The 25,685-nt window shown below is 70.9% G+C and carries 22 protein-coding genes; 13 read left to right on the top strand and 9 right to left on the bottom strand.

Annotated features, from left to right (window positions below; genetic code table 11):
• Positions 1 to 42 precede the first annotated feature (42 nt).
• On the bottom strand, positions 43 to 2,160 hold the full coding sequence (gene glgX / locus EJC51_RS36515; RefSeq protein ID WP_126274951.1) for a glycogen debranching protein GlgX: 2,118 nt from the start codon (positions 2,158 to 2,160) through the stop codon (positions 43 to 45).
• 181 nt (positions 2,161 to 2,341) lie between these two features.
• Between glgX and EJC51_RS36520 the strand changes: the two genes are divergently transcribed.
• The 4 genes from EJC51_RS36520 (at position 2,342) to EJC51_RS36535 (ending at position 6,808) form a co-directional block, all read left to right on the top strand.
• The gene (locus EJC51_RS36520; RefSeq protein WP_126274952.1) at positions 2,342 to 3,154 is read left to right on the top strand and encodes a Tat pathway signal sequence domain protein; all 813 of its coding nucleotides are present in this window, start codon (positions 2,342 to 2,344) and stop codon (positions 3,152 to 3,154) included.
• A 160-nt stretch (positions 3,155 to 3,314) separates the two neighbouring features.
• On the top strand, positions 3,315 to 4,631 hold the full coding sequence (locus tag EJC51_RS36525; RefSeq protein ID WP_126274953.1) for a copper amine oxidase: 1,317 nt from the start codon (positions 3,315 to 3,317) through the stop codon (positions 4,629 to 4,631).
• A gap of 103 nt (positions 4,632 to 4,734) precedes the next feature.
• Positions 4,735 to 5,976 carry an SAV2148 family HEPN domain-containing protein gene (locus tag EJC51_RS36530; RefSeq protein WP_126277275.1) on the top strand — a complete coding sequence of 414 codons (1,242 nt, stop codon included), beginning with the start codon at positions 4,735 to 4,737 and terminating at the stop codon, positions 5,974 to 5,976.
• A 106-nt stretch (positions 5,977 to 6,082) separates the two neighbouring features.
• Positions 6,083 to 6,808 (top strand): 3'-5' exonuclease, encoded by a 726-nt coding sequence (locus EJC51_RS36535; RefSeq protein WP_126274954.1) that lies wholly within the window; start codon positions 6,083 to 6,085, stop codon positions 6,806 to 6,808.
• A 17-nt stretch (positions 6,809 to 6,825) separates the two neighbouring features.
• On the opposite strand, the gene EJC51_RS36540 is transcribed toward EJC51_RS36535, so the two are convergent.
• Positions 6,826 to 7,689, bottom strand: coding sequence for a phosphotransferase enzyme family protein (locus tag EJC51_RS36540; RefSeq protein ID WP_126274955.1), 864 nt, complete (start codon positions 7,687 to 7,689; stop codon positions 6,826 to 6,828).
• Positions 7,690 to 7,893: 204 nt separating this feature from the next.
• On the opposite strand from EJC51_RS36540, the gene EJC51_RS36545 reads away from it, so the two are divergent.
• The 5 genes from EJC51_RS36545 (at position 7,894) to mgt (ending at position 13,212) form a co-directional block, all read left to right on the top strand.
• The gene (locus EJC51_RS36545) at positions 7,894 to 8,829 is read left to right on the top strand and encodes a carbohydrate ABC transporter permease (RefSeq protein WP_126274956.1); all 936 of its coding nucleotides are present in this window, start codon (positions 7,894 to 7,896) and stop codon (positions 8,827 to 8,829) included.
• Positions 8,826 to 9,659, top strand: a complete 834-nt coding sequence (locus EJC51_RS36550; RefSeq protein ID WP_126274957.1) for a carbohydrate ABC transporter permease — start codon at positions 8,826 to 8,828, stop codon at positions 9,657 to 9,659. Before EJC51_RS36545 ends, EJC51_RS36550 begins: the two co-directional genes overlap by 4 nt.
• The gene (locus EJC51_RS36555) at positions 9,659 to 10,933 is read left to right on the top strand and encodes an ABC transporter substrate-binding protein (RefSeq protein WP_126274958.1); all 1,275 of its coding nucleotides are present in this window, start codon (positions 9,659 to 9,661) and stop codon (positions 10,931 to 10,933) included. Before EJC51_RS36550 ends, EJC51_RS36555 begins: the two co-directional genes overlap by 1 nt.
• A 268-nt stretch (positions 10,934 to 11,201) precedes the next feature.
• Complete coding sequence (gene erm / locus EJC51_RS36560; protein WP_126274959.1) at positions 11,202 to 12,005, top strand: ErmE/ErmH/ErmO/ErmR family 23S rRNA (adenine(2058)-N(6))-methyltransferase; 804 nt, start codon at positions 11,202 to 11,204, stop codon at positions 12,003 to 12,005.
• A gap of 10 nt (positions 12,006 to 12,015) precedes the next feature.
• On the top strand, positions 12,016 to 13,212 hold the full coding sequence (gene mgt, locus EJC51_RS36565) for a macrolide-inactivating glycosyltransferase (RefSeq protein ID WP_126274960.1): 1,197 nt from the start codon (positions 12,016 to 12,018) through the stop codon (positions 13,210 to 13,212).
• A 102-nt stretch (positions 13,213 to 13,314) separates the two neighbouring features.
• Here the strand turns inward: mgt and EJC51_RS36570 are convergent, their stop codons facing one another.
• On the bottom strand, positions 13,315 to 15,549 hold the full coding sequence (locus tag EJC51_RS36570; protein WP_126274961.1) for an MMPL family transporter: 2,235 nt from the start codon (positions 15,547 to 15,549) through the stop codon (positions 13,315 to 13,317).
• Between the two features lie 199 nt (positions 15,550 to 15,748).
• Between EJC51_RS36570 and EJC51_RS36575 the strand changes: the two genes are divergently transcribed.
• The 3 genes from EJC51_RS36575 to EJC51_RS36585 all read left to right on the top strand — a co-directional run bounded on the left by EJC51_RS36575 (position 15,749) and on the right by EJC51_RS36585 (position 18,249).
• On the top strand, positions 15,749 to 16,297 hold the full coding sequence (locus EJC51_RS36575; RefSeq protein ID WP_126274962.1) for a DUF1697 domain-containing protein: 549 nt from the start codon (positions 15,749 to 15,751) through the stop codon (positions 16,295 to 16,297).
• Between the two features lie 234 nt (positions 16,298 to 16,531).
• Positions 16,532 to 17,554, top strand: coding sequence for a ketopantoate reductase family protein (locus tag EJC51_RS36580; protein WP_126274963.1), 1,023 nt, complete (start codon positions 16,532 to 16,534; stop codon positions 17,552 to 17,554).
• A 77-nt stretch (positions 17,555 to 17,631) separates the two neighbouring features.
• Positions 17,632 to 18,249, top strand: coding sequence for a mycothiol-dependent nitroreductase Rv2466c family protein (locus EJC51_RS36585; protein ID WP_126274964.1), 618 nt, complete (start codon positions 17,632 to 17,634; stop codon positions 18,247 to 18,249).
• On the opposite strand, the gene EJC51_RS36590 is transcribed toward EJC51_RS36585, so the two are convergent.
• Complete coding sequence (locus EJC51_RS36590; protein ID WP_126274965.1) at positions 18,246 to 19,523, bottom strand: MFS transporter; 1,278 nt, start codon at positions 19,521 to 19,523, stop codon at positions 18,246 to 18,248. The two genes, EJC51_RS36585 and EJC51_RS36590, sit on opposite strands and share 4 nt — an antisense overlap.
• Positions 19,524 to 19,579: 56 nt before the next feature.
• Between EJC51_RS36590 and EJC51_RS36595 the strand changes: the two genes are divergently transcribed.
• On the top strand, positions 19,580 to 20,563 hold the full coding sequence (locus tag EJC51_RS36595; RefSeq protein ID WP_208870764.1) for a helix-turn-helix domain-containing protein: 984 nt from the start codon (positions 19,580 to 19,582) through the stop codon (positions 20,561 to 20,563).
• Here the strand turns inward: EJC51_RS36595 and EJC51_RS36600 are convergent.
• The 5 genes from EJC51_RS36600 to EJC51_RS36625 form a co-directional block, all read right to left on the bottom strand.
• Positions 20,560 to 21,300, bottom strand: a complete 741-nt coding sequence (locus EJC51_RS36600) for a sirohydrochlorin chelatase (protein WP_126274966.1) — start codon at positions 21,298 to 21,300, stop codon at positions 20,560 to 20,562. The two genes, EJC51_RS36595 and EJC51_RS36600, sit on opposite strands and share 4 nt — an antisense overlap.
• 5 nt (positions 21,301 to 21,305) lie before the next feature.
• On the bottom strand, positions 21,306 to 22,208 hold the full coding sequence (locus EJC51_RS36605; RefSeq protein WP_126274967.1) for an ABC transporter permease: 903 nt from the start codon (positions 22,206 to 22,208) through the stop codon (positions 21,306 to 21,308).
• Complete coding sequence (locus tag EJC51_RS36610; RefSeq protein WP_126274968.1) at positions 22,195 to 22,980, bottom strand: ABC transporter ATP-binding protein; 786 nt, start codon at positions 22,978 to 22,980, stop codon at positions 22,195 to 22,197. Before EJC51_RS36610 ends, EJC51_RS36605 begins: the two co-directional genes overlap by 14 nt.
• A 35-nt stretch (positions 22,981 to 23,015) precedes the next feature.
• The gene (locus EJC51_RS36615; protein WP_126274969.1) at positions 23,016 to 24,119 is read right to left on the bottom strand and encodes an aliphatic sulfonate ABC transporter substrate-binding protein; all 1,104 of its coding nucleotides are present in this window, start codon (positions 24,117 to 24,119) and stop codon (positions 23,016 to 23,018) included.
• 231 nt (positions 24,120 to 24,350) lie between these two features.
• Positions 24,351 to 25,685, bottom strand: coding sequence for a sulfate adenylyltransferase subunit 1 (locus tag EJC51_RS36625; RefSeq protein WP_126274970.1), 1,335 nt, complete (start codon positions 25,683 to 25,685; stop codon positions 24,351 to 24,353).

Here is a 25,685-nt window from a genome sequence, read left to right on the forward strand (position 1 = left end):
TGATCGGCCCACTGGGCCGCGCCCGCTCGGCCGCGCTCGTGGCTAGACCGGGCGCTGCAACACCGTCATGCTCCGGTCCACCAGGGTCAGCCGGTCCCCGGCCCGCACCTTCGGGCCGGAGCCCTGTGGCTGTCCCTCCGCGCGCGCGGTGTCGACGACGACCTCCCACTGGCGGCCGTGGTTGACGGGCACCACGAAGTCCAGCGTCTTGTGCGAGGCGTTGAACATCAGCAGGAACGAGTCGTCGCTGATCCGCTCCCCGCGCGGGCCCGGCTCGGAGATCGCGTTGCCGTTGAGGAACACCGAGAGGGCCGACGCCTTGGCCCGGTCCCAGTCCCGCTGGGTCATCTCCTCGCCCTCCGGGGTGAACCAGGCGATGTCCGACAGCTCGTCGTGGGTGCCCTCCACGGGCCGCCCGTGGAAGAACCGCCGGCGGCGGAAGACCGGATGGTCCCGGCGCAGCCACACCATCGCGCGCGTGAAGGCCAGCAGGTCGCCGAACACCTCGCCCTCCTCCGGCCACTGCACCCACGCCAGCTCGCTGTCCTGGCAGTAGGCGTTGTTGTTGCCGCGCTGGGTGCGGGCGAACTCGTCGCCGTGGCTGAGCATCGGCACGCCCTGGGACAGCATCAGCGTGGCGATGAAGTTGCGCATCTGGCGGGCGCGCAGCTCCAGCACGTGCGGGTCGTCGGTCTCGCCCTCGGCCCCGCAGTTCCAGGACCGGTTGTGGCTCTCGCCGTCCCGGTTCTCCTCGCCGTTGGCCATGTTGTGCTTGTCGTTGTACGAGACGAGGTCGTGCAGCGTGAAGCCGTCGTGGCAGGTCACGAAGTTGATGGAGGCCAGCGGGCGGCGTCCGTCGTCCTGGTAGAGGTCCGAGGAACCGGTCAGCCGGGACGCGAACTCCGCGACCGCCCGCCGCTCACCGCGCCACAGGTCGCGCACGGTGTCGCGGTACTTGCCGTTCCACTCGGTCCACAGCGGCGGGAAGTTGCCCACCTGGTAGCCGCCCTCGCCGACGTCCCACGGTTCGGCGATCAGCTTCACCTGCGAGACCACCGGGTCCTGCTGCACCAGGTCGAAGAACGACGACAGCCGGTCCACCTCGTGGAACTGCCGGGCCAGGGTCGCCGCGAGGTCGAAGCGGAAGCCGTCGACATGCATCTCGGTGACCCAGTAGCGCAGCGAGTCCATGATCAGCTGGAGGACGTGCGGGGAGCGCATCAGCAGGGAGTTGCCGGTGCCCGTGGTGTCCATGTAGTAGCGGGGATCGTCGGTGAGGCGGTAGTAGGACGGGTTGTCCAGGCCCCGGAAGGACAGCGTCGGGCCCAGGTGGTTGCCCTCCGCGGTGTGGTTGTAGACGACGTCGAGGATGACCTCGATCCCGGCCTCGTGCAGCGCGCGGACCGCCGACTTGAACTCCAGGACCTGCTGGCCGCGGTCGCCCCAGGAGGCGTACGCGTTGTGCGGGGCGAAGAAGCCGATCGTGTTGTAGCCCCAGTAGTTGTTGAGGCCCATGTCGACCAGCCGGTGGTCGTTGACGAACTGATGGACCGGCATCAGCTCCAGCGCCGTCACGCCCAGCTCGGTGAGGTGCTCGATGATCGCCGGATGCGCGAGGGCGGCGTACGTACCCCGCAGTTCCTCGGGCAGACCCGGGTGGCGCATGGTGAGGCCCTTCACATGGGCCTCGTAGATCACCGTGTGGTGGTAGTCGGTACGGGGGCGGCGGTCGTCGCCCCAGTCGAAGTACGGGTTGACCACGACCGAGCTCATGGTGTGCGGGGCGGAGTCCAGGTCGTTGCGCTTCTCGGGCGCGTCGAAGTGGTAGCCGTACACCTCCTCGCCCCACCGGATCGAACCGCTGATCGCACGCGCGTACGGATCGAGCAGCAGTTTCGCGGAGTTGCAGCGCAGTCCGCGCTCCGGGGCGTACGGGCCGTGCACCCGGAAGCCGTACCGCTGTCCCGGCATCACGCCGGGCAGATACGCGTGCCGTACGAACGCGTCGGACTCGCGCAGTTCCACCGCCGTCTCAGAGCCGTCGTCGTGCAGCAGACACAGCTCAACTCGGTCCGCGGCCTCCGTGAAGACCGCGAAGTTCGTGCCGGCGCCGTCGTACGTGGCACCGAGTGGATATGCCTCTCCAGGCCAGACCTGCATGGACACGACTCTTTCAGCTCGTCGCCGCCGCCGTGGCGCCTTGACCACGAGTCTCCACGAAAGTGATGGAACCTCCTATGACTTACGTCCCTCTTACCGATCGACCAGTGCATACGCGGTATGCCGAAACGTGTGGGGCTAAGACGTACTCCCGGGATCGAAGGGGGAGTAGGGGGAAGATGTGCGCAAGATAGTGCACCGCCACCTGGGCAAGGTGGTGGCAGGTGCGGCCATCGCGGTGGCCTCGACCGCCGTGATGGTCGGTGTCACCCTGCCGGGGACGGCGGGCGCCGACGAAACGGGCGGGACCAAGGGCGACGGCAAGGCGGCCGCCGCCCAGCAGCTGGGGCAGGACGAGCAGGGCGCGCCCGTCGCGCCGGGCGTCGTCCAGGAGGCCCCGGACGAAGGGGACAAGGGCAAGGGCGGCGATCCGCTGACCGACGACGAGATCGCCCGGGCCCAGAAGATCGCCGTGAACCGGCAGACGTTCGCCGCGACGCAGGACGTGGACGGCGAGCGCGGTCCGCAGCAGCTGACCGTCGACCTGGCCGAGCCGGAGAACGACGGCACCGACACGTCCCGGCGGGCCGACGTGTCGTACTACGACTACCGGGACGACACGCTGGTCACCAAGACCGTCGACCTGGACACCGGGAAGGTCGTGGACTCCACCGACCAGCACGGCGTCCAGCCGCCGCCGAGCCGCGCCGAGAGCAGTGCGGCGGCGGCCCTGCTGATCGCCGACCCGCTGGGAGCCGGCCTCAAGGCCGACTACAAGGACGCGATGGGCAAGGAGCTCACCTCGCCGGACCAGCTCCAGCTCAGTGGCGGCATCTACCGGGCCGCGCCGGGCGCACAGCCGGCCGCGCTGGACAAGTGCGGCGAGCACCGCTGCGTGCGGCTGTTCACGAAGGTCAAGAACGGGCCGTGGATCGACACCACGTTCCTGGTCATCGACCTGAGCGCCCACAAGGTCGCCGAACTCAAGCACTGAGCCCGACGCCCGGCCGCTGACCGGACCGCTCCACCGCCACCGCCCGGCCATCGAGCCACGGCAGCCGAACTGACCACTCGGCCGCCGCACGCGCTCCCTTGCCGGGCCGGCGTCCGTCCACTTTTCGAACTCGCACCTCCTGCAAGGGAGTCACTCCTTCATGCGCGTCAACAGAATCAGCCACGCCCGCGGCCGGACGGCGGCCCTCGGCCTCGCCGTCGCCGCGCTGGCCGCCGGACTGACCACCGGGGCCGGACCGGCCACCGCGCAGCCGCAGAGCGCCGCCGCGGCCGCGCCCGACTGCAGCGCCGCCTTCCGCATCGAGCAGAAGCTCGCCAGCGGCACCACCTGGCGGATGTGCTGGCGTTACGACAGCATGGCCGGCCTCGTCCTGGACGACATCACCTACCAGCCCAAGGGTGAGCCCGCCCCGATCAAGGTCCTCAACAGCGCCCGGCTCGGCCAGATCCACGTCCCGTACGACGACGGACGGGCCGAGTACGACGACCTGACCGGCCAGGACTTCGCCAAGGACCTGATGAACCTGGCGCCCGCCGAATGCCCCGGCGGCACCATCAAGACCGTCAAGATCCCGGACCCCTACCCGGACCAGAACCCCAACGTCAAGGGCCTGTGCACCACCACCCGGTCCCGCGGACACGCCTACCGCATGCAGGGCGACACCGCGAACAAGGTCTACCAGGCCCAGGGCAAGGACTTCCTCGTCTACACGGTCAACCAGGTCGGCTGGTACGAGTACATGACCGAGTTCCGGTTCCAGGACGACGGCACCATCAACATGAACGTCGGCGCCACCGGCACCCTCTCGCCGTTCGACTACGACGCGGGCGACGGCAAGGGCTGGCCCATCGGCAAGGGCGCCGCCAAGGACAAGGCCACCAGCCACACCCACAACGTCTTCTGGCGGCTCGACTTCGCCCTCGACGGCTCCACCAAGAACCGGGTCGAGCAGTACGACTCCACGCTCACCCCGCGCGGCGCGGACACCCCCACCGTCAAGACCACCCGCACCAAGGTCACCAAGGAGCTCGCGGGCGACGCCAAGACCTACCGCTGGTGGCGGATGGTCAGCGCGACCGGCAAGAACAAGGACAACCACGCGCGGTCCTACGAGTTCGTCCCCGGCCCCACCACCCGCTACCCGGGCCGCAGTTACACCAAGCACGACATCTACTTCACCCAGTACGACAAGTGCGAGCTGTTCTCCAGCAACAACCCGCGCTGTGACCGCGACCACCCCAAGTCCGTGGACAAGTGGGTCAACGGCCAGACGCTCACGCACCCGGTCGCCTGGGTCAACGTCGGCTTCCACCACATCGCCCGCGACGAGGACCAGCAGCCGATGCCGGTCCACTGGCAGGGCTTCTCGATCGTCCCGCGCGACGTCACCGCTATGAATCCGCTCACTCCGGCGGACCTCGCCGGGCAGAACGGCAACTACACAGGCGGTAGTTGAGAAACGACCCTGTCCATCCGGCTGCACCGCCGACCACTCCCGGAGTACCCTTCCTTGATCGTTGGCACGGGGAGAGCTCGGGGGAGCGGAAGGCGGTGCGCGGGTGGGCTCGGGAGGGCTGGAGTTGCCCCCTGGTGACGAGGGTCACGAGGGGAACTCCGCAGACGTCCCGCCCGGCACGGTGTCGCTGGCCCGGCCCATGGACGCCGCCGGTTCCATCGGGCCGGAGCTGGACTGGGACGCCGACGCCTGGCGCGAGGTGCGTACGCGCGCCCAGCGAGCCGGCCGGGCCTACATCTGGCTGAACCTGGTCGAACAGCGGCTGCGCGCGGTCGTGGCCGCTGTTCTGCGTCCCATCTACGAACCCGTCCACGGCGACGACTGGGTGGTGGCCGCCGCCGGGCCCGCCGGCCAGGAATGGGTGCAGCGCGCGGTCGCCGTACGCGAAGTCAGCCGCCGCAAGGGCTACTTGCTCGATCCGGCCGACGACAACGTCCTCAGTTTCCTCACGCTGCCGCAGCTGCGGGAGCTGATGGTGCAGCACTGGCCCTGCTTCGAGCCCTACGTCGACGAGCGCCGGGACGTCGAACTCGCCCTGGACGAGCTGGAAGTGACCCGGAACGTCGTCTCCCGCAACCGGGCCCTGTCCGAGGCCGTCCTCGGCCAGGCCGAACGGGCCTCGGCGCGGCTCCTGGAGATACTCGGCGCGGGCGGCGACGTCCCCTCCGCGCGCCGGCTCCCCGTGGACGCGGTCGAGGACCTCGTCGGCGACCGGTACGCGGACGTGGTCGCCGTACACCCCGACCGGGTGCGGCTGCTGCGCCAGTTCCCCGCCGAGGACATCTTCGGCGGCGCCCGCCGCCTCGACGCGGTCGGCATCGGACTCAACCTCCTCGTGCAGAACTTCTCCGGCCGGCGCCTGGTGCGGCTCGCCGAGGCGGGCTGCCGGGTGCGGCTGCTGTTCCTGAACCCCGCCTCCAGCGCCGTCAAGCGGCGCGAGCGGGAACTCGGCATGAAACGCGGCGAGTTGAGCCGGGCCGTCGAGATGAACATCCTCCACATGCGCCGGGTGCGCTCCCGGCTGCGCGACCCGGGCGCCTTCGAGATCCAGGTCTACGACGAGACGCCGCGCTTCGCCGCCTACCTCGTCGACGGCGACGGCACGGACGGGGTCGCCGTCGTGCAGTCCTATCTGCGGCGGTCGCGGGGGATGGAGGCACCGGTGCTGGTGCTGCGCAACGGGAACAAAGTCGTCAAACCGGGCGAGATCGACGAGAGCGGTCTCTTCCCGACGTATCGCGAGGAGTTCGAGACGGCTTGGGCGGATTCGCGGCCGGTGTCGTGAACGTCCCCCGTGGAGCGGGAACCGGAACGCGATCCTCTGATTGTCAGTGGCGCATGGGATCGTGGAGACCACTGGGGGAAAGCACCACCAAGAAGGGGGACCGCCCATGGGCTGGCACCGGGAGCTGCTGATCGGCTTCGACCTGGAGACGACCGGGACCGATCCGCGCGAGGCGCGCATCGTCACGGGGGCCGTGATCGAGGTGAGGGCCGGGCAGGTCATGGGCCACCGCGAGTGGCTCGCCGATCCGGGCGTGGAGATCCCGGCGGACGCGGTCGCGGTCCACGGCATCAGCAACGAACACGCGACCGCCGAGGGCAGGCCGGCCGACCAGGTCGCCGACGCCATCGCGGACGTGCTGGCGACCTACTGGAAGGCGGGCGTCCCGGTCGTCGCCTACAACGCGGCCTTCGACCTGACCCTGCTCTCCGCGGAACTCCACCGCCACGGCCTGCCGTCCCTGCGCGACCGCCTCGGCGGCATCGACCCGGCCCCGGTCGTCGACCCGTACACGATCGACCGCGCCGTCGACCGCTACCGCCGCGGCAAGCGCAACCTCGAAGCCGTCTGCGGGGAGTACGGAGTCCCGCTCGACTCCGCCCACGACGCCTCCGCCGACGCCCTCGCCGCGGCCCGCCTCGCCGGCGCGATAGCCGACCGCCACCCCAAGATCGCCGCCCTCGGCCCGGCCGACCTGCACCGCAGCCAGATCACCTGGTACGCGGAATGGGCGGCCGACTTCCAGAACTTCCTGCGCCGCAAGGGAGAGACGGACGCCGTGGTGGACGGGACGTGGCCGCTGCGGGAGCTGACGGCGGACGAGACGGTCTGACCCGTCCCGCCCCACGCTCAGAACGGATACCAGCGCACGGTCTCGTCCCCGTCCCTGAGCGACGCCACCCGCCGCTCGAACTCCGCCAACGCCCGCGGGTTGCTCGGCGCGTGCTGGGCCACCCAGGCGCAGCTCGCCGTCTCCCGGGCGCCCCGGAGCACCGAGCAGCCCTCCCACGCGCGCACGTCCCAGCCGTACGCCTCGGTGAAGTCGTCGTAAGCCGCCGCCGGCAGCCCGTACCGGTCCCGGGACAGCGCCATCACCACCAGGTCGTGCTCGCGCAGGTCCGCGGAGAAGGTCTCCAGGTCGACCAGGACGGGACCGTCGGGGCCGACATGCACATTGCGGGGGAGCGCGTCGCCGTGGATGGGGCCGCGCGGAAGGTGCGGGGTGAGCGCGGCGGCGGCCGTCGCGAAGCCGTCCCGGCGCTCCCGCAGATACGCCGCGTCCGCGGGGTCGATCGCGTCGCCCGCGAGCCGCAGCCAGCGTTCCACACCGCCCAGCAGCTCGCGGGGCGGCAGTTCGAAGGAAGGGGAGGGCAGGGCGTGGACGACCCGTAGCAGTTCGGCCAAATCCCGGGGCTCGGCGGGCCGTACGGCGTCGGGCATCCGGTGCCACACCGTCACCGGGTGCCCCGCGACGAGCAGGGGCTTCGGCTCGGCCGCCCGTACCGCGGGCACCTCCGCCTCGGCGAGCCACAGCGCGATGTCCAGCTCCCGGCGCGCCCGGTCCAGGAGTTCGGCGTCCCGGCCCACCTTCACGACCAGGTCACCGGCGGCGAACACGGCGTTCTCGCCGAGCGCCAGCAGCCGCGCCTCCCCGGCCGCCCCGGGCAGCACCGCCGCCTCGGCCAGCACCTCGCGCGCCCGTGCCTCGTCCATCGTCCCGCCTCCGTGTCCCGTTCCCGCCGCTGTGCGTGCGCACCGCGCACACCGGGCGTCGAGTTCCCGCCATCCGACGCCCAGTCTCGCATTCGTACAGGTCGGACGGTGTGCACGGTGCCTTGACGGCGCACACCCCCTTCACGACCATGACCGGGGCCCGTCGGCCCCCGGAGCGTCCCGAGCCGCTAAGGAGCCGATCACGTGACATCGCTGACCGCGACGAAGCGGTCGACGCGGGGTGCGCCACGCGCCGAGAGGGGCCGCGGGGCGGTGGACCGCGGCGCCTGGTTCCTGGTGCTGCCCGCGCTGATCCCGATCCTCGTCCTGAGCGTCGGACCGCTGCTCTACGGCATCCTGCTGGCGTTCACCGACGCCCAGTCGGGGCGCACCCGGTCCACCCAGTGGATCGGCGGCCTCAACTTCCAGGACCTGCTGCACGACACGCTGTTCTGGGAGTCGTTCCGGATCGGCCTGGTGTGGGCCGTCGGGGTGACCGTGCCCCAGTTCCTGCTGGCGCTCGGCCTCGCGCTGCTGCTCGACGAGGACCTCAGACTGCGCTGGCTGGCCCGCGCGCTGGCGATCGTCCCGTGGGCCATGCCGGAGGTCGTCGTCGGTGTCATGTGGCGGCTCGTCTACAACCCGGACGCGGGCGTCCTCAACGAGACCCTGCGCGACCTCGGCCTCGGCGACGGCCGGGACTGGCTCGCGGGCCTGTCCACCGCCCTGCCCGCCGTCATCGTCGTCGGCGTGTGGGCCGGCATGCCGCAGACGACGGTCGCCCTGCTCGCCGGCCTCCAGAACACCCCGCGCGAACTCCACGAGGCGGCGGCGATGGACGGCGCGGGCGCCTGGCGCCGGTTCCGCACGGTCACCTGGCCCGCCCTCCGGCCGGTCGCGCTCGCGATCACGGCGCTCAACTTCATCTGGAACTTCAACTCCTTCGCCCTGGTCTACGTCCTGACCAGCGGCGGACCCGGCGGCCGTACCCGGCTGCCCATGCTGTTCGCCTACGAAGAGGCCTTCCGCTACGGCCAGTTCGGCTACGCGGCGGCCATGGGATGCGTGATGGTCGCCGTGATCTCGGTGCTGCTCGCCGTCTTCCTGGCGGGCCGGCTGAAGGGCGGTGACGAGGCATGAGGACCAGCACCACGGGCCGCGTCGGGCAGTACGCCGCCCTGCTCGCCTATCTCGTCTTCCTCGCCTTCCCGTTCCTCTGGCTGCTCTCCGTCGCCTTCAAGTCCCCCCGGGAACTGGGCAGCCTGCACCCCACCTGGATCCCGAGGGACCCCACCCTCGACAACTTCCGGCAGGCCTTCGACGAACAGCCGCTGCTGCGCGCCGCGGGCAACTCCCTGCTCGCCGCGCTCGGCGCCGCGCTGATCGCCGTACTGATCGCGACACCGCTCGCGTATGTGATGGCCCGGCGGCGCAGCCTGCTCGCGCGGGCGGCGACCGGGTGGGTGGTGGTCAGCCAGGCGTTCCCGCTGGTGCTGGTGATCATCCCGCTGTTCCTGGTGCTGAAGAACCTGCGGCTGATCGACTCGCTGTTCGGGCTGGTGCTGCTGTACGTGGTGTGGGCGCTGCCGTTCGCGCTGTGGATGCTGGTCGGCTATGTGCGGGCGGTGCCCGAGGAGTTGGAGCAGGCGGCGGCCGTCGACGGCGCCGGGCGGCTGCGGACGCTGGTGTCGGTGACCGCGCCGCTACTGGCGCCGGGGATCGTGGCGACGGCGCTGTTCGCGTTCATCACCGCGTGGAACGAGTTCTTCTTCGCGCTGGTCCTGCTGAAGACCCCGGAGAAACAGACCCTGCCGGTCGTCCTCACCCATTTCATCGGCGCGGAGGGTGTCGCCGACCTGGGCCCGCTGGCCGCCGCCGCGTTCCTCGCGACACTGCCCTCGCTGGTCGTCTTCGCCCTCATCCAGCGGCGGATCACCAGCGGCATGCTCGCCGGGGCGGTGAAGAGCTGATGCGGACGAAAGCGATCCTGGTCCTCTTGTTCCTGCTGACGGCCTGCACCGGCGGCGGCGGAACCTCCGACGACGGCACGGTCACCCTGCGCTTCCAGTCCCTGGCCTGGCAGGAGGAGTCCGTCGCGGCCAACAAGCAGCTGGTGAAGGAGTGGAACGCGACCCACCCGGACGTCAAGGTCGAGTACGTCCAGGGCAGTTGGGACAGCGTCCACGACCAGCTGCTCACCTCCTTCGAGGGCGGCGAGGCCCCCGACATCATCCATGACGCCTCCGACGACCTCGCGGACTTCGCCTACGGCGGCTATCTCGCCGACCTGACCGACCTGCTGCCCGCCCGGCTCAAGTCCGACATCCCGCGGCGCAGTTGGGAGACGACGACCTTCGGGGACGGGATCTACGGCGTGCCGTTCCTCCAGGAGCCACGGGTGATTGTTGCCAACGCGAAGTGGCTGAAGGAGTCCGGCGTGCGCGTCCCGACGCCGGACAGGCCCTGGAGCTGGCCCGAGTTCCGGCGGATCACCGAGGAGCTCAGCGGCGACGGGACGTACGGCGTCGCCTGGCCGCTCAAGGAACCCGTCTCGGCCACCCTCAACCTGTCCCTGTCGGCGGGCGGACAGCTCTTCCACCGGGGTGCCGACGGCAAGGTGACCATCCGGTTCGGGAAGGGCGACGAGGTCGTCCCGCGGACCATCCACGACCAGGCGAACACCGACCACAGCGCCTCGCCCACCACCCTGGGCAGCGGCGGCTCCGACACCCTGCCCGGCTTCTTCGGCGGCAAGTACGCGATGGTCCCGCTCGGCTTCTCCTACCGCCAGCAGATCGCGCAGCAGGCGCCGAAGGGCTTCGAGTGGCAGGTGCTGCCCGCGCCGGCCGGCGCCGACGGACTCAGTCAGGGCGTCAGCCCGCAGACGCTGTCCGTCGCCGAGGACAGCCCGCACCAGAAGGAGGCCGTCGCGTTCGTCGACTTCCTGCTCCGGCCGAAGAACATGGTGCGCCTCGCGCTCGGCGACTGGATGCTGCCCACCGGCACCCAGGCCCTGAAGGACCCCGCCCTGCACACCGCCGAGAACGGCTGGGCCACCGGCACCGCCCTCGCCGCCCACCTGCGCTCGGCGCCCGCCCAGTCCGTGCGCGGTTACCCCGAGTGGAAGGACAAGGTCGCCACCCCGGCGTTCCAGGAGTACTACAGCGGCGCGATCGGCCTCGACGAGCTGCGCGCACGCCTGGAGAAGGACGGCAACCTCGTCCTCGCCCGCTACCAGCGCTGAAGCGAAGCCGGCGAAATTCGGTTGTCGGCTCCGGCGGACCGCGCCTAGCGTGCCGTCCGTGGGAGCCTTCAACGCGATCATCAACTCCGGTCACGGCCGGGGCTGCACGCACTCCATCCGGATGCGTCGCTGCCTCGGAGCCCTGACCGGCCCGGGGAGCGGCGCCCGCTGACGCGGCGGTGACCCACCCTCGCTTTTTCCCTCTGTCTTCCGGTCAGGGCCTTCGGCTGCCCATCCCACCTTTCCCGGAAGACAAGGACCCCAGGCCATGGCCCGGCCCACGCGCGTCTCCCGCGCGCTCTCGCAGAACTTCCTCACCGACCGTGCCACCGTCGAACGCATCGCCCGACTCGCCGTACCGCAGCCCGGAAGGACCCCTCTGCTGCTCGAAGTGGGCGCAGGGAAAGGCGCGTTGACGGCCGCGCTCGCCCCACGCTGCCGACAACTGCACGCCTACGAGATCGACCCGCGCCTGCTCCCAGGGCTGCGTGCCCGCTTCGCGCGGACACCTCACGTGCGGATCGTGCACGGCGACTTCCTCGCCGCACCGCCACCCCGCACCCCGTTCGCCGTCGCGGGCAACGTCCCCTTCTCCCGCACCGCCGACATCGTCGACTGGTGCCTGCGCGCCCCGCACCTCACCGACGCCACCCTGCTCACCCAGCTGGAGTACGCCCGTAAACGCACGGGGGACTACGGGAGTTGGACGCTGCTGACCGTCCGCAGCTGGCCGCGTCACGAGTGGCGGCTGGTCGGGCGCGTGGACCGGAGCAGGTTCCGCCCCAGGCCGCGCGTCGACGCCGGGATCGTCCGCATCGAGCGCCGCCGCGCACCGCTCCTCGACCGTGCCGGGTACGCGAGCTGGTGCCGGCTGGTCGAGCTCGGCTTTTCCGGCGTCGGCGGCAGCCTCCATGCCTCGCTGCGGGGCGCGTACCCACGACGTCAGGTCGACGCGGCGTTCAGGGCGGCGGGCCTCGACAGGGACGCCCTGGTCGGGGAGGTGTCTCCGGCGCGGTGGCTGCGGCTGCACACGCGGCTTAATGAATTGCACGAGACGTCTCGTCTCGTTTAGCCTCGACGGCATGACCACTCCCGCACACATCGCCATGTTCTCCATCGCCGCCCACGGCCACGTGAACCCGAGCCTCGACGTCATCCGTGAGCTCGTCGCACGCGGCCACCGGGTGACGTACGCGATCCCGCCGGTGTTCGCGGAGAAGGTCGCCGCGACCGGCGCCGAGCCCAAGCTCTGGAACTCCACCCTGCCCGGGCCCGGCGCCGACCCGGAGGAATGGGGCAGCACCCTCCTCGACAACGTCGAACCCTTCCTCGCCGACGCCATCCAGGCGCTCCCACAGCTGATCGAGGCGTACGAGGGGGACGAACCGGACCTCGTCCTGCACGACATCACCTCCTACCCGGCCCGAGTGCTCGCCCACCGCTGGGGCGTGCCCGCGGTCTCGCTCTCGCCGAACCTCGTGGCCTGGGAGGGCTACGAGGAGGAGGTCGCCGAGCCGATGTGGGCGGAGCCGAAGAAGACCGAGCGGGGGCAGGCGTACTACGCCCGCTTCCAGGGCTGGCTGGAGGAGAACGGGATCACCCTGCACCCCGACCCGTTCGCCGGCCGGCCCGACCGGTCGATCGTCCTCATCCCCAAGGCCCTTCAGCCCCACGCCGACCGGGTCGACGAGCGCGTCCACTCGTTCGTCGGCGCCTGTCAGGGCGACCGCGGCGCCGAGGGGGAGTGGCAGCGGCCCGCCGGCGCGGACAAGGTCGTGCTCGTGTCGCTCGGGTCGGCCTTCACCAAGCAGCCCGGCTTCTACCGGGAGTGCGTGAAGGCCTTCGGCGATCTGCCCGGCTGGCATCTGGTGCTCCAGATTGGCGCGAGCGTGGACCCGGCCGAGCTGGGGGACGTTCCCGCGAACGTCGAAGTGACCTCGTGGGTCCCGCAGTTGGCGGTGCTGAGGCAGGCCGACCTGTTCGTCACCCACGCCGGCGCCGGCGGCAGCCAGGAGGGCCTCGCGACCGGCACGCCGATGATCGCCGTACCGCAGGCCGTGGACCAGTTCGGCAACGCGGACATGCTCCAGGCGCTGGGCGTGGCCCGGCGGGTCCCCACCGAGGAGGCCACCGCCGAGACCCTGCGGGACCTGGCCCTCGCGCTCGTCGACGACCCCGAGGTCGCCCGGCGGCTGAAGGACATCCAGGCCGGGATGGCCGAGGAGGGCGGTACGCGGCGGGCAGCCGACCTCATCGAGGCCGAACTGCCCGCCCGGTAAGGCCCGGCAGGGGAATGCGCAGGGCCCGTTGGCTCCCCGGTGACCAACGGGCCCTGCGCCGTGCCGCGGGCGGTCGCGCCCGGGCAGGTTCCTGCGGAGGTGTCACACCCGGGCGGGCTCCTCCACCTCGTGCGCCACGACGTCCGCCGCCTCGTCGTGCGTGAGGTCGGGCAGCCGGTCCAGCCACTTCGGCAGGTACCAGTTGCGCTCGCCGAGCAGCGCCATGACCGCCGGGAGCAGCACACCCCGGATGATCGTCGCGTCGACGAGCACCGCCGTCGCCAGGCCCACACCCATCTGCTTCATGGACTGCATGGACAGCGTCCCGAAGATCGCGAACACGGCGACCATGATGACGGCGGCGCTGGTGACGACGCCGGCCGTGGTGACCACGCCGTGCTGGATCGCGTCCTTGGTCGTACGGCCCTTCAGCCGGGCCTCACGGATGCGCGAGACCACGAACACGTGGTAGTCCATCGACAGGCCGAACAGGATCACGAAGAGGAACAGCGGCAGCCAGGAGATGATCGCGCCGACGCCCTCCGCGCCCACCAGGGACGCGCCCCAGCCGTGCTGGAAGACCGCGACGAGGATGCCGTACGCCGCACCCACCGACAGCAGGTTCAGCACGATCGAGGTGATCGCGATCGTCAGCGAGCGGAAGGACAGCAGCATCAGCAAGAAGGCGAAGACCACCACGAAGGCGAAGACCGGGACGACCGCGCCGGTCAGCTGGTCGTTGAAGTCCTTCGACCCGGCGACCTGACCGCTGATCGGTGCCTGGAGGCCGTCCACCTTGCCGAGGGTCGCGGGCCGCACCTCGTCGCGCAGCTTCTCCAGGCTGGCGCCCGCCTTGTCGAGGTCGGAGCCGCCGACGAGCGGGACGTAGACGAAGGCGAGGTTCTGCTTCTCGTGCAGCTTGATCTCGACCGGGCCGCGTGACGCACCCGAGGCGACCGCCTGCTCCTTGAAGTCGGCGAGCGCGTTCTGCACGTCCGCGGAGTTGATGTTGTCCGCCTTGACGATGACCTCGGCCGGCTCGGAGCCGCCGGGGAAGGCCTTGTTGACGCGGTCGTAGGTCTGCACGATGGGCAGCGAGTCGCCGAACTCCTGGTCCAGCGTGAGGTTCTGGGTCTTCATGCCGACCGCGGGCGCCGCGATCGCGAGCAGCGCGCCGGCCGCCACGACGACGGAGACCATCGGCCGCTTCAGCACCCCACTGAGGACGGCCGTCCAGAGCCGGCTCTCGCCGTTGCCCGTGCGCTTGCGGCGCCGCAGGAACGGGATACGGCCCTTCTCGACCCGCTCGCCCAGCAGGGACAGCAGCGCGGGCAGCACCGTGATGGAGCCGATCATGGCGACGGCGACGACGATCAGCGAGGCCAGGCCCATCGCCTCGAAGTCGGCGATCCCGGTGAACAGCATGCCCGCCATCGCCACGCACACCGTGACACCGGAGACGATGATCGCGCGGCCACTGGTGGCGGCGGCGATCCGCAGCGCGGTCTGGGCGTCCCGCCCGGCCTCGCGCTCCTCGCGCTCCCGGCGCAGATAGAACAGGCAGTAGTCGACGCCGACGGCCAGACCGACCAGCAGCATCACGGAGTTGGCGACATCGCCCATCGGCATGACGTGACTGATGACGCCCATCAGGCCCATCGTCGCCATGATCGCCGTGAGCGCCAGGGCCACCGGCAGCAGCGCCGCGACCAGCGCGCCGAACGCGATCAGCAGGATGCCGAGCGCCACGGGCACGGCCGAGTACTCGGCCTTCTGGAAGTCGTCGCCGAATGCGTCGTCGAACGTCTTCTGCATGCTGGCGCCGCCGATCTCCTCGATCCGCAGGTCGCCGTGGTCCTTCTGGACCTTCGCCACGGCGTCCAGCACGGGTTCGACCCGCTCGCCAGCCGTCTCCGCGTCGCCCTTCATGTCGAACTGCACGAGCGCGCTGCGGCCGTCCTTGGAGACGGTGTCCGTGTCGTACGGCGAGGTGACGTCCGTGACCTTGCCGGTCGCGTCGACCGCCTGGACGACGGCGTTCACCGCGGCGCGGAACTGGGCGTCCGTCGCCTTGAGCCGGCCGTCCTTGGCCTGGACGAGCACCGTCTCACCGGCGGGCTCCTCGATACCGGCGTCCTTCACGATCCGCGCGGCGGTGTGGGTCTCGCCCTTCAGACCCTCGCTCTCGTCGACGTCGACCCGGCCCGCCGCCGAACCGAGTCCCATGGCCAGGACCACGAACAGCACCCAGATGCCGACCGCGGCCCAGCGGTGCCGGGCACTCCAGCCGCCGGCCCGGGCCGCCAGGCCCCGCACCCTTGTTTCTCCGTTCCCCATGACGGGCTTGCCCCCTCGACAACGGTCGCGGCCCCCTGCCGCCACCTTTCGTTTCGAAGGTATGGGCCGGATAAACCCGTCACGTCGTGCTGCCCGGTGAAGTGCAGGTGAGCGGCTCGTCCTCGCGGACCAGGGCCGTCTCCGCACTGGGGAGGAGTATGTCCCCTACAACTACACACGGTCGTCCTATGGTGAGCGCATGACGACGTATGCGGCGCTGCTGCGCGGGATCAACGTGGGCGGCGCGAAGAAGGTCCCGATGGCCGACCTGCGCACCCTGATGGACGGCCTCGGCCACTCAGGGGTGCGGACCTACCTCCAGAGCGGCCAGGCGGTCTTCACCGCCGACCACGGAGACGAGGAATCCCTCGCGGCCGAACTCACCGCCGCGATCGAGAAGCACTTCGGCTTCTCCGTCGACGTCATCGTCCGCGACCACGCCTACCTCGCCGCGATCGCCGACGACTGCCCCTTCCCGGCGGCGGAGTTGGAGGCGAAACAGCTCCATGTCACCTACTTCTCGCAGGCGGTCGACGCGGACCGCTTCGCCGGCATCGATCAACAGGCCTTCCTCCCCGAGGAGTTCCGCCTCGGCGACCGCGCCCTGTATCTGTACGTCCCGGACGGCCTGGGCCGCTCCAAACTCGCCGAGCAACTCGCCAAGCCCCGCGTGAACAAGGGCCTGACCGCCACGAGCCGCAACTGGAACACCGTGCTCAAGCTGGTGGAGATGACCGCAGCAGAGTGACCTGCCGGACGCCGGCGTAGGTCGTGTACGAGGTGATCTCATCCGGCACGGCTACCGGCTCCCCGCCGCGTCCGTGAGGGCGAGGTCCTGGAGAAGCCGCGCGGATGTCGTAGCCGAAACGCGGTCCCTGGAGCCGGTGGATGATCAACCGGCGAACCAGCGAAGCGAGTTGGCCTGCGCCGAGGACCCTGATCCTTTACCCAGGGGCAAGGTCAACTGTGCGAGGCTCGAAGCATGCGCTACATCATCATCGGGGCAGGAGCGGTCGGAGGCGTCGTCGGTGGGCGGCTCGCGGGGGCGGGGTGCGAGGTCGTGCTCGTGGCGCGGGGCGCGCACCAGGCGGCGTTGCGTGAGGGCGGGCTGCGACTCCGGGTGCCCGACGGCGAGTTCACCCATCGGCTGCCCGTCGTCGAGGGACCGGCCGAACTCGGCGAACTGCGCGCCGACGACGTGCTCGTCCTCGCCGTGAAGACCCAGGACAGCGAGGCCGCACTGCGGACCTGGGGGCCGGCCCCGGTCGCCGGCGGGGGCACGGCCGCCGAGCGGCTGCCGCTGGTCTGCGCGCAGAACGGCGTGGAGAGCCAGCGGCTGGCCCTGCGGACGTTCCGCAGGGTGTACGGCGTCTGCGTCTGGCTGCCCTGCACGCTCGTCGAGCCCGGCGTCGTCAGCGCCGCCGGCGCCCCGCTCACCGGCATCCTCCACCTCGGCCGCCACCCCCACGGCACCGACGAGACCGCCCGCCTGATCGCCGCCGACCTGGAGAAGTCCCACTTCGAGGCGCCGGTCGTGCCGGACGTGGCCCGCTGGCAGTACGCCAAGCTGCTCGCCAACCTCGTCAACGCGGTGGAGGCCGTCAGCGGTCCCGTGGCCGGGGAGGACGCGGAAGGGCTCGCCGCACGCGTACGGGCCGAGGGCGCGGCCGTTCTCGACGCCGCCGGTATCGCGTACGCCGGCGCCGAGGAGCAGCGCGCGGCCCGCGGCGACAAGGTCACCCTCGTCCCCCTCGACGGCGTCCCCCGCGGCGGCGGTTCCTCCTGGCAGTCCCTGAACCGCGGCACCGGCACCATCGAGGCCGACTATCTGAACGGCGAGATCGCGCTCCTCGGCCGCCTGCACGGCGTCCCGACCCCGCTCAACGACCTGCTCCAGCGGCTCGCCAACACCTTCGCGCGGGAGCACCGGGCGCCGGGGTCGATGCCGGTGGGGGAGCTGGTGCGGCTGGCGGAGGAAGCCGTGGCCCCTTCCGAAGCGGCCTGACACGGACCAAGTGGACCACTCAAGCGGCGCTTGATTGGACCAGGACACTGGGCCAATGACCCCTTACCGTCGATGCCATGACCACCGCAGAACCCACCCGCGTCGACTTCTGGTTCGACCCCGCCTGCCCCTTCGCCTGGATCACCTCCCGCTGGCTGCTGGAGGTCGAGCGGGAGCGTCCCCTCGACCTCCGCTTCCACGCCATGAGCCTGTACCTGCACAACATCGGCAACGAACTCCCGGACTGGTACCGGGAGTTGGTGGACAAGTCGATCGGCCCGGTGCGGGTCGCCGTGGCCGCCGCGGAACGCCACGGCGAGAAGGTGCTCCGTGACCTCTACACGGCCTTCGGCACCCGTATCCACGAACGGAGGCAGGAGGACTTCGACGCCGTCGTCACCGAGTCCCTCGCCGAACTCGGGCTCGGGACCGATCTCGCCGCCGCCGCGCACGACACCGCGTACGACGAGGCCGTCCGCCGCAGCCACGAGGCGGGCGTCGAGCCCGACTCCGGCGGCTACGTGGGCACGCCCACGCTGCACGTCGACGGCACGGTGTGGTTCGGGCCCGTGCTGCGGGCGATCCCGCGAGGCGCCCGGGCGGCGCGACTCTTCGACAGCTTCCGTGTGTTGGCGACCGACCCGGACTTCTTCGAGCTCAAGCGCACCCGGACCGGAGGCCTCAGCTTCGACTAGGCCTGGTCGCCCCGCCACTCCCCGTTCCGCAGCGCCCACCTCACCGCCGGGCTCACCGCGAGGCCCGCGAGGGCGAACAGGACACCGAGGATCGCCCAGCCCGCCCTGCCGTGCTGGATCGCGGTCACCGTGACCAGGGCGGGGCCCGCCATCATGCCCGCCGACATGCCCGCGCCGAACACGCCCTGGTAGACACCGTGGACGCGGGCGTCGGCCAGCTCGTAGCCGAGGGTCCAGCCGCCCGCCGCCGACAGGACCTCGGCGAAGACCTGCACGATCGCGCCGACCGTCAGCGCCAGCACCGCCCACACCGGGGACAGGCCCGCCGACACCGCGTACGCCGCGCAGGCCACGGTGAGCAGCAGACCCGACCAGCGCATCGCCCTGACCGCGGTGGGGACTTGGGAGGCGCTGCGGGCCACCCGCACCTGAAGCAGCGCCACCAGCACACAGTTGAGGATCATCAGCAGGGCCGCCGTCCAGCGCGGTGCCTCGGTCCGCTCCACGATCCACAGCGGCAGCCCGACCTCCGACAGCGTGTACTGCACGACGAGGATCGCGTTCAGCACCGTCACCGCGAGGAACGGCAGGTCGCGCACCGCACGCCAGCGGTCGGCCGCCGGAGCGCCGGCCTCGGGGGCCTTGCGCTCCAGGGCGTGCGGGGCCAGCGGCAGCCGGGGCAGCAGCAGCGCGGGACCCGCGAACGACACCGCGTTGACCAGGATGACCGTCACATACGCGCCTCTCGTGTCGAGTTGCAGGGCGATCGCGCCGAACGCGCCGCCCACGCCCATGAAGACGTTGGTGATCATCCGCAGATACGCCCGCGCCTCCACCCGGGTCGCGGCGGGCAGCACGTCGGCGTAGATGGCGCCCTGCACCCCGCGGCTCGCCATCTGGAGCCCGGTGGCGCAGACCACCGCGACGAGGAAACCGACGTACGAGTGCACGAACACGTACGCGGCCGTCGCCACGCCCGTCCCGGCCCACAGCCACGCCCCCACGCGCCGGGCGCCCCACCGGTCCGCGGCCCGTCCGGCCGGCACCCCGGCCGCCACGCCGACCAGCCCCGCACCCGTCATGCCGAGGCCGACCGAGGTCGCGTCGAGGCCGACGATGCGGGTGAAGTACAGGACGCCGAGCGGGAAGTAGAGCCCGTTGCCCAGGGAGTTGGCGGCGGTCAGCAGGGTGGCGCGGCGCAGGGTGGGGTCGGTGGGGAGCCGGGAGGGCCGTAGCTCGGGTTCGACAGGCGTGGTGACGGGTGTCGTGGTCATGCGGACATCCCACCCGGCGGCGGCACCACGCCGACAATGATTTAGCGTGGCGCTCAATGATTGAGTTCCGCTTCGAGGTCGGTGACCTCGCCACCACCTCCTTCGCGTACTCCCCGCTCCAGGAGGCCGTGTTCTCGCTGCGCTGTCTGCACGACCCGGCCCGGTATCCCCATCACCGGCCCTGGCTGCGCCGCATCCGCCCGCGCCTGGACACGCTCGACCACGAGCTGCTCAGCGCGCTGACGGCCCCCTGGCTGTGGGTGCCGGACTGTCTGATGCCGCGCCCCGACCGGGCCCGCCCCGCCTTCGCCGACGAACTCGTACGGCTCGGCGCCACTCCGCCGGACCTGCTCGACGCCGACTTCCGGGCCGCCTACCGCCACGAGAACGCGCTGCCGCCGGTCGTCGCCCGCGGGCTCGCCGCGCCGGCCCGCTTCCTCGAACGCGTCGTCACGGCCCTCGACGCCTACTGGCACACCTGTCTGGCACCGGACTGGTGGCCCCGCTTGCAGAGCATCATGGAGGCCGACCTCGCCCACCAGGCCCGGGTGCTCGCCGAGCAGGGCGCCGGGGCGCTGTTCGCCGGACTCGACCGGCGGCTCAGCTGGGTGGACGGCCAACTGCTCCTGTCCACCGACGACTTCATGCTCCAGGCACCCTGGACCGACATGAGCATCGCCGGACGCGGACTGGTCCTGCTGCCGTCACTGTTCGCCCGTGGCGCCCAGCCCCTGATCGACCCCACCCGGCCGCCCACGATCATCTATCCGGCCCGGGGCAGGGCCACGCTCTCCGAGGAACCGCCGCCGGTCACCGGCGACGCCCTGGTCCGCCTCCTCGGCCGCCCCCGCGCCCGCCTCCTCCTGCTCCTCGCGGAACCGGCCTCGACGACCGAACTGGCCCACCGCCTGAAGGTGACGCCGGGCGCGGTGAGCCAGCACCTCACGGTGCTCTACGACGCGGGACTGCTCAGCAGGACGCGCAACGGAAGAGTCGTACGGTACGCGCGCACGGAGTTGGGCGACCAGCTCTGCCGTTAGGCACCGAGCGCGGCCAACACCGGCCGGCGTGCCGCCTCGTACCGCTCCACCAGCACCCGCGCCACCTCCGCGGACGCCCCGAGCACATCCCCCAGCACATCCGCGTCCACCGCGCCTCGCGCGATCCGGTCTGGCAGGAATCCGGGCGCGAGGACGTACGGCGCGACGGCCACCCGGGAGCAGCCCATCTCCCTCAGCTCCCGTACCGCGTCCTCGGTCCGGGGCAGTGCGGCGGAGGCGAACGCAGGTCGCACGGCGCACCAACCGGTGTGCCGCCACTCCCGCGCGATGTCTGCGATCACTGCGATCGCCTCCGGGTCCGTGGACCCCGCCGAGGCCAGCACGACCCCGGTCGAGGATTTGTCGGCGGGCGTCAACCCCGCCTCGTACAGGCGCCGTTCGAGCGCGGACAGCAGCAGCGGCGACGGGCCGAGCACCTCGGCCTGCCGGATCCGCAGCTGCGGCGGCGCGTCCCGCAGTACCGCCGGGATGTCCGCCTTCGCGTGGAACGCGCGGGTCAGCAGGAGGGGAAGGGCGACGACCTCGCGTACACCCTCCGTCGCCAGCGACTCCAACACGCCCTGTACGGACGGGATGTTGAAGTCCAGGAAGCCCGTCTCCACCCGTACGTCCGGGCGCAGCGCGCGCACCCGGCGGACGAGGGCGTGCACCGTCGCGGCGTGCCGCGGATCGCGGCTGCCGTGGGCGATGACGAGAAGAACGGGCTTCCTGAACAACGGACTTACCCCTTCACCAGCAGGCCGCGGCTGCGCAGCACCCGCCGCTCCAGCGGGCTGAAGATCAGCAGGTCGACGGCGATGCCGACGAACAGGATCAGGAAGATCGCCTCGAAGATCATCGGCATGGAGCTGGCGTTGCGGCCGTTCTCCAGGAGCGCGCCGAGTCCGATGCCCAGGTCGGGCGAGGAGGCGATGATCTCGGCCGCCATCAGCGAGCGCCAGGAGAACGCCCAGCCCTGCTTCAGACCGGCGAGATAGCCGGGCAGCGCGGCCGGCAGCACGATGTGCCAGGCGCCCCTCCAGCCGGTCGCGCCCATCGTGCGGCCCGCCCGCAGGAACAGCGGCGGCACCTGGTCGATGCCGGAGACGAGACCGTTGGCGATGGAGGGGACCGCGCCGAGCAGGATCACCGCGTACATCATCGAGTTGTTCAGCCCCAGCCACAGCACGGCCGGCGGCACCCACGCCACCGACGGCAGTGACTGGAGGCCGGAGAGGACGGGCCCGATGGCCGCCCGGATGAACTTCACCCGGGCCACGACCAGCCCCAGCGGGGTGCCGATCGCCAGGGCCAGCAGGAAGCCGAGCAGACCGCGCTCGACGCTGGTCCAGATGTAGCCGAGGAGCTTGCCCTCCAGCCAGGCGTCCTTGAACTCGGCCGCCACGTCACCGGGGGAGGGCAGCTTGGTCGGGTCGGTGACGATGTTGAAGGAGATCAGCCCCTGCCAGATCACCAGCACCACGGCCGTCGCCACGAGCGGCGGGAGGATCTTGGTGCGGGCGGTCACGGAGAACGGCGTCCGTGTGGTGGCCGACGTCTCCAGGGCGTCCAGACCGGCCTCCAGACCGGCGGACCGCTCCCGCGTCTCGTCCGTCCGGGCCGTCTTCGTGTCACTGCTGGCCATGACGGCGGATCTCCCCACGCAGTTGATCGGTGATCTCAAGGGACAGTTCGGCCACGGGGGCGTCCTCGATGCGGCGCGGCTGCGGGATGGCGACCGTCCACTCGCGGGCGATCCGGCCCGGGCGCGACGACAGCAGGACGACCCGCTGCGCGAGCCGCACCGCCTCGCGCACGTTGTGCGTGACGAACAGGACGGACAGCCCCGTCTCCTCCCAGATCCGGGTCAGTTCGTCGTGCAGCACGTCCCGCGTGATCGCGTCCAGTGCCGCGAACGGCTCGTCCATGAGCAGCAGCCGGCTCTCCTGGGCCAGCGCCCGGGCGAGCGCCACACGCTGGCGCATACCGCCGGACAGCTCGTGCACCCGCTTGCCGTACGAGCCCTTGAGCCGGACCAGTTCGAGCAGTTCCTCGGCGCGCTCGCGCCGGTCGTTCTTCGCGACTCCACCCAGTTTCAGGGCGAGTTCGATGTTCTTGCCCGCGGTCAGCCACGGGAACAGGGCGTGCTCCTGGAACATCAGAGCCGGACGCCCGTCGGTCTTGATGCTGCCGGCGCTCGGGTCGTCGAGACCCGCCACCAGGTTGAGCAGCGTGGACTTGCCACAGCCCGAGGCCCCCAGGAGGGTGACGAACTCGCCCGGCGCGACATCGAGCGTGATGTCGTCGAGGACGAGCTGCTGCCCGGCGGGCCCGCCGAAGGACTTCGAGACGTGCTCGATGCGGGCGGCGTACTCGACTGACTCGGCCTGCTCGGCCTTGGCAACCGCGGTGGCCATGGTCGTCACCTCCTGGGAACTCTCGGGATCAGGGCTTACTTGACGCCGAGCCCGGCGTCGTCGACCGTGCTCTCGCCGTCGGCCTTGAGGACCTTGTTCAGCAGCGTGAGGTCATAGATGCCCTTGAGCAGCGGGTCCTCCAGCAGACCGGCCTTCACCGCGTGCTCCGCCTCGGTGTTGAGGGTGGAGGCCAGCGGGTCGTTGGTGAACTGGATGGACTTCCACGCCGGGTCCAGGACCTCGGCCGGCAGCGCCTTGCCGGAGTCGGCCTCCAGCTGCTTGTTCGCCGCCGCCTTCGCCTCGTCCGGGTTGGCGTTGATCCACTTGTTGGTCTCGACGGAGGCCTTCAGGACCGCCTCGACCGCCTTCGGGTGCTCCTTGAGGAACTTCTGCGACACGATGATGTTCGTGATCACGAACTTCTTGTCCGGCCACAGGTCGGACTCGTCGAGCAGCACCTTCGCGCCCTCGGCGACCAGCTTCGACGCGGTCGGCTCCGGCACCCAGGCGCCGTCGATGGAACCGGCCTTGTAGGCGTCCGGGGTGACCTTGTTGTCGGTGCGGATGACCGACACGTCGCCCTTGCCGCTCTCGGCGTCGACCTTCCAGCCCTGGTCCGCGATCCAGTTGAGGAACGCCACGTCCTGCGTGTTGCCGAGCTGCGGGGTGGCGATCTTCTTGCCCTTGACGTCCTTCAGGGACTTGATCTTCTTGGGGTTGACGACGAGCTTCACACCGCCGGACGCCGAACCGCCGATGATGCGCAGGTTGGTGCCCTTGGACTTGGTGTAGCCGTTGATCGACGGGGAGGGGCCGATCCACCCGATGTCGATGGAGCCCGAGTTGAGGGCCTCGATCTCGGACGGGCCGGCGTTGAAGACCTGGTACTTCGCCTCCGTGGCGCCGAGCTCCTTCTGGAAGTAGCCCTTCTGGTTGGCGACCAGCGCGGTGGCGTGCGTCAGGTTGCCGAAGTAGCCGATCTTGACGGAGTCGAGTCCGTCGATCTTCTTCGCGCCGGCGGCGACCTTGGCGGTGTCGTCGTCCTTGGCGTCGGACCCGTAGCCGCAGGCGGCGAGGGTGAGGAGAGGGAGCGCGGCTATGACCGCGAAGGTGCGGCGGAAGGCGTGTGTGGCAGGCACGGGAGGTGTTCCTCTCGGAGGCCCGGCGGTCACGGTCTCTCAGGTCGTGGCCGGGAGGTCGGCAGGTCTTCGTCGCTTCCGGGACGTCGGGTGGGGGGACAGGGCGCGCAAGCGGTGCGCGTACGTCATCGCGCACATCGCGCGACTCCGCCCTGTCCGCTGCCGAGGTCGCCGCTGCCGACGCGGCCGCCCTCCTTCGCGAACGTGGAGAAGTAGTCGGTGGAGTTCATGTCAGAAGTCCCACCCGTCGTCCTCGGCCGCGTCCTTGACGGGCTCGGGGGACGCGAACGACTCGCCGACCATGCCCGCGGTGAGCGTGGTGCCGTCGCTGGGGTCGATCAGGATGAACGAGCCCGTGCGCCGCGAGTCGGCGTAGGAGTCCACCGGCAGCGGTTCCGCGGTGCGGATCTTCACGCGGCCGATGTCGTTGGCGACGAGCTGTCCCGGGTGCGGGTGCAGGGACAGGTCGTCGAGCGTGAGACGGGACGGGATGTCCTTGACGATCGCCTTGACCGTGCGGGTGCCGTGCTTGAGCAGCACCCGGTGGCCGACGGTCAGCGGGGCGTCGGCCACGTGGCACACCGTCGCCTCGATGTCCTGGGTGGTCGGCGGCGCGTCCTTGCTGGGCACGATGAGGTCGCCGCGCGAGATGTCGATGTCGTCCTCCAGGAGGACGGTCACCGACTGGGTGGTCCAGGCGATGTCGACCGGCTCGCCGAGCAGGTCGATGGCGGCGATCTTCGAGGCGTGACCCGAGGGCAGCACCGTGACGGCCTCGCCGACGCGGAAGGAACCGGCGGCGATCTGACCGGCGTACCCCCGGTAGTCGGGGTGCTCGGCGGTCTGCGGGCGGATGACGTACTGCACGGGCAGGCGCGCGTGGCAGTGGCTCAGGTCGTGGGTGACCGGGACCGTCTCCAGGTGCTCCAGGACGGTCGGGCCGCCGTACCAGTCCATGTTGGCGGACGGCTCCACCACGTTGTCACCGGCGAGCGCCGAGATCGGGATCGCGGTGACCTCGGGGACGCCCAGCTCGGTCGCGTACGCCGTGAACTCCTCGGCGATCGCGGCGAACACGGACTCCTGGTAGTCGACGAGGTCCATCTTGTTGACCGCGAGGACCACGTGCGGGACGCGAAGCAGGGCCGCGAGCGCCGCGTGCCGCCGGGTCTGCTCGACGACGCCGTTGCGGGCGTCGATGAGGATCACCGTCAGCTCGGCCGTGGAGGCACCCGTCACCATGTTGCGGGTGTACTGCACATGGCCGGGGGTGTCGGCGAGGATGAACCGCCGCTTGGCCGTGGCGAAGTAGCGGTAGGCCACGTCGATGGTGATGCCCTGCTCGCGCTCGGCCCGCAGACCGTCCGTGAGGAGCGCGAGGTCGGGGCCTTCCTGGCCACGCGACGCGGAGGCACGCTCGACCGCCTCCAGCTGGTCGGTGAGGACCGACTTGGAGTCGTGCAGCAGCCGGCCGACGAGGGTGGACTTGCCGTCGTCGACGGAGCCCGCGGTCGCGAACCGCAGCAGGGTCGTCTCCGAGAGCGCCTCGGAAGTGGTCGTGCTCAT

The sequence above is a fragment of the Streptomyces aquilus genome (assembly GCF_003955715.1).
Classification (GTDB): Bacteria; Actinomycetota; Actinomycetes; order Streptomycetales; family Streptomycetaceae; genus Streptomyces; species Streptomyces aquilus.

Bases quoted from the DNA above. Each gene is read 5' to 3' on its own strand.
- glgX (WP_126274951.1), bottom strand. From the start codon at position 2,160: ATGCAGGTCTGGCCTGGAGAGGCATATCCACTCGGTGCCACGTACGAC.
- EJC51_RS36525 (WP_126274953.1), top strand. From the start codon at position 3,315: ATGCGCGTCAACAGAATCAGCCACGCCCGCGGCCGGACGGCGGCCCTC.
- EJC51_RS36535 (WP_126274954.1), top strand. From the start codon at position 6,083: ATGGGCTGGCACCGGGAGCTGCTGATCGGCTTCGACCTGGAGACGACC.
- EJC51_RS36540 (WP_126274955.1), bottom strand. From the start codon at position 7,689: ATGGACGAGGCACGGGCGCGCGAGGTGCTGGCCGAGGCGGCGGTGCTG.
- EJC51_RS36550 (WP_126274957.1), top strand. From the start codon at position 8,826: ATGAGGACCAGCACCACGGGCCGCGTCGGGCAGTACGCCGCCCTGCTC.
- EJC51_RS36555 (WP_126274958.1), top strand. From the start codon at position 9,659: ATGCGGACGAAAGCGATCCTGGTCCTCTTGTTCCTGCTGACGGCCTGC.
- erm (WP_126274959.1), top strand. From the start codon at position 11,202: ATGGCCCGGCCCACGCGCGTCTCCCGCGCGCTCTCGCAGAACTTCCTC.
- mgt (WP_126274960.1), top strand. From the start codon at position 12,016: ATGACCACTCCCGCACACATCGCCATGTTCTCCATCGCCGCCCACGGC.
- EJC51_RS36570 (WP_126274961.1), bottom strand. From the start codon at position 15,549: ATGGGGAACGGAGAAACAAGGGTGCGGGGCCTGGCGGCCCGGGCCGGC.
- EJC51_RS36575 (WP_126274962.1), top strand. From the start codon at position 15,749: ATGACGACGTATGCGGCGCTGCTGCGCGGGATCAACGTGGGCGGCGCG.
- EJC51_RS36580 (WP_126274963.1), top strand. From the start codon at position 16,532: ATGCGCTACATCATCATCGGGGCAGGAGCGGTCGGAGGCGTCGTCGGT.
- EJC51_RS36585 (WP_126274964.1), top strand. From the start codon at position 17,632: ATGACCACCGCAGAACCCACCCGCGTCGACTTCTGGTTCGACCCCGCC.
- EJC51_RS36590 (WP_126274965.1), bottom strand. From the start codon at position 19,523: ATGACCACGACACCCGTCACCACGCCTGTCGAACCCGAGCTACGGCCC.
- EJC51_RS36595 (WP_208870764.1), top strand. From the start codon at position 19,580: ATGATTGAGTTCCGCTTCGAGGTCGGTGACCTCGCCACCACCTCCTTC.
- EJC51_RS36605 (WP_126274967.1), bottom strand. From the start codon at position 22,208: ATGGCCAGCAGTGACACGAAGACGGCCCGGACGGACGAGACGCGGGAG.
- EJC51_RS36610 (WP_126274968.1), bottom strand. From the start codon at position 22,980: ATGGCCACCGCGGTTGCCAAGGCCGAGCAGGCCGAGTCAGTCGAGTAC.
- EJC51_RS36625 (WP_126274970.1), bottom strand. From the start codon at position 25,685: ATGAGCACGACCACTTCCGAGGCGCTCTCGGAGACGACCCTGCTGCGG.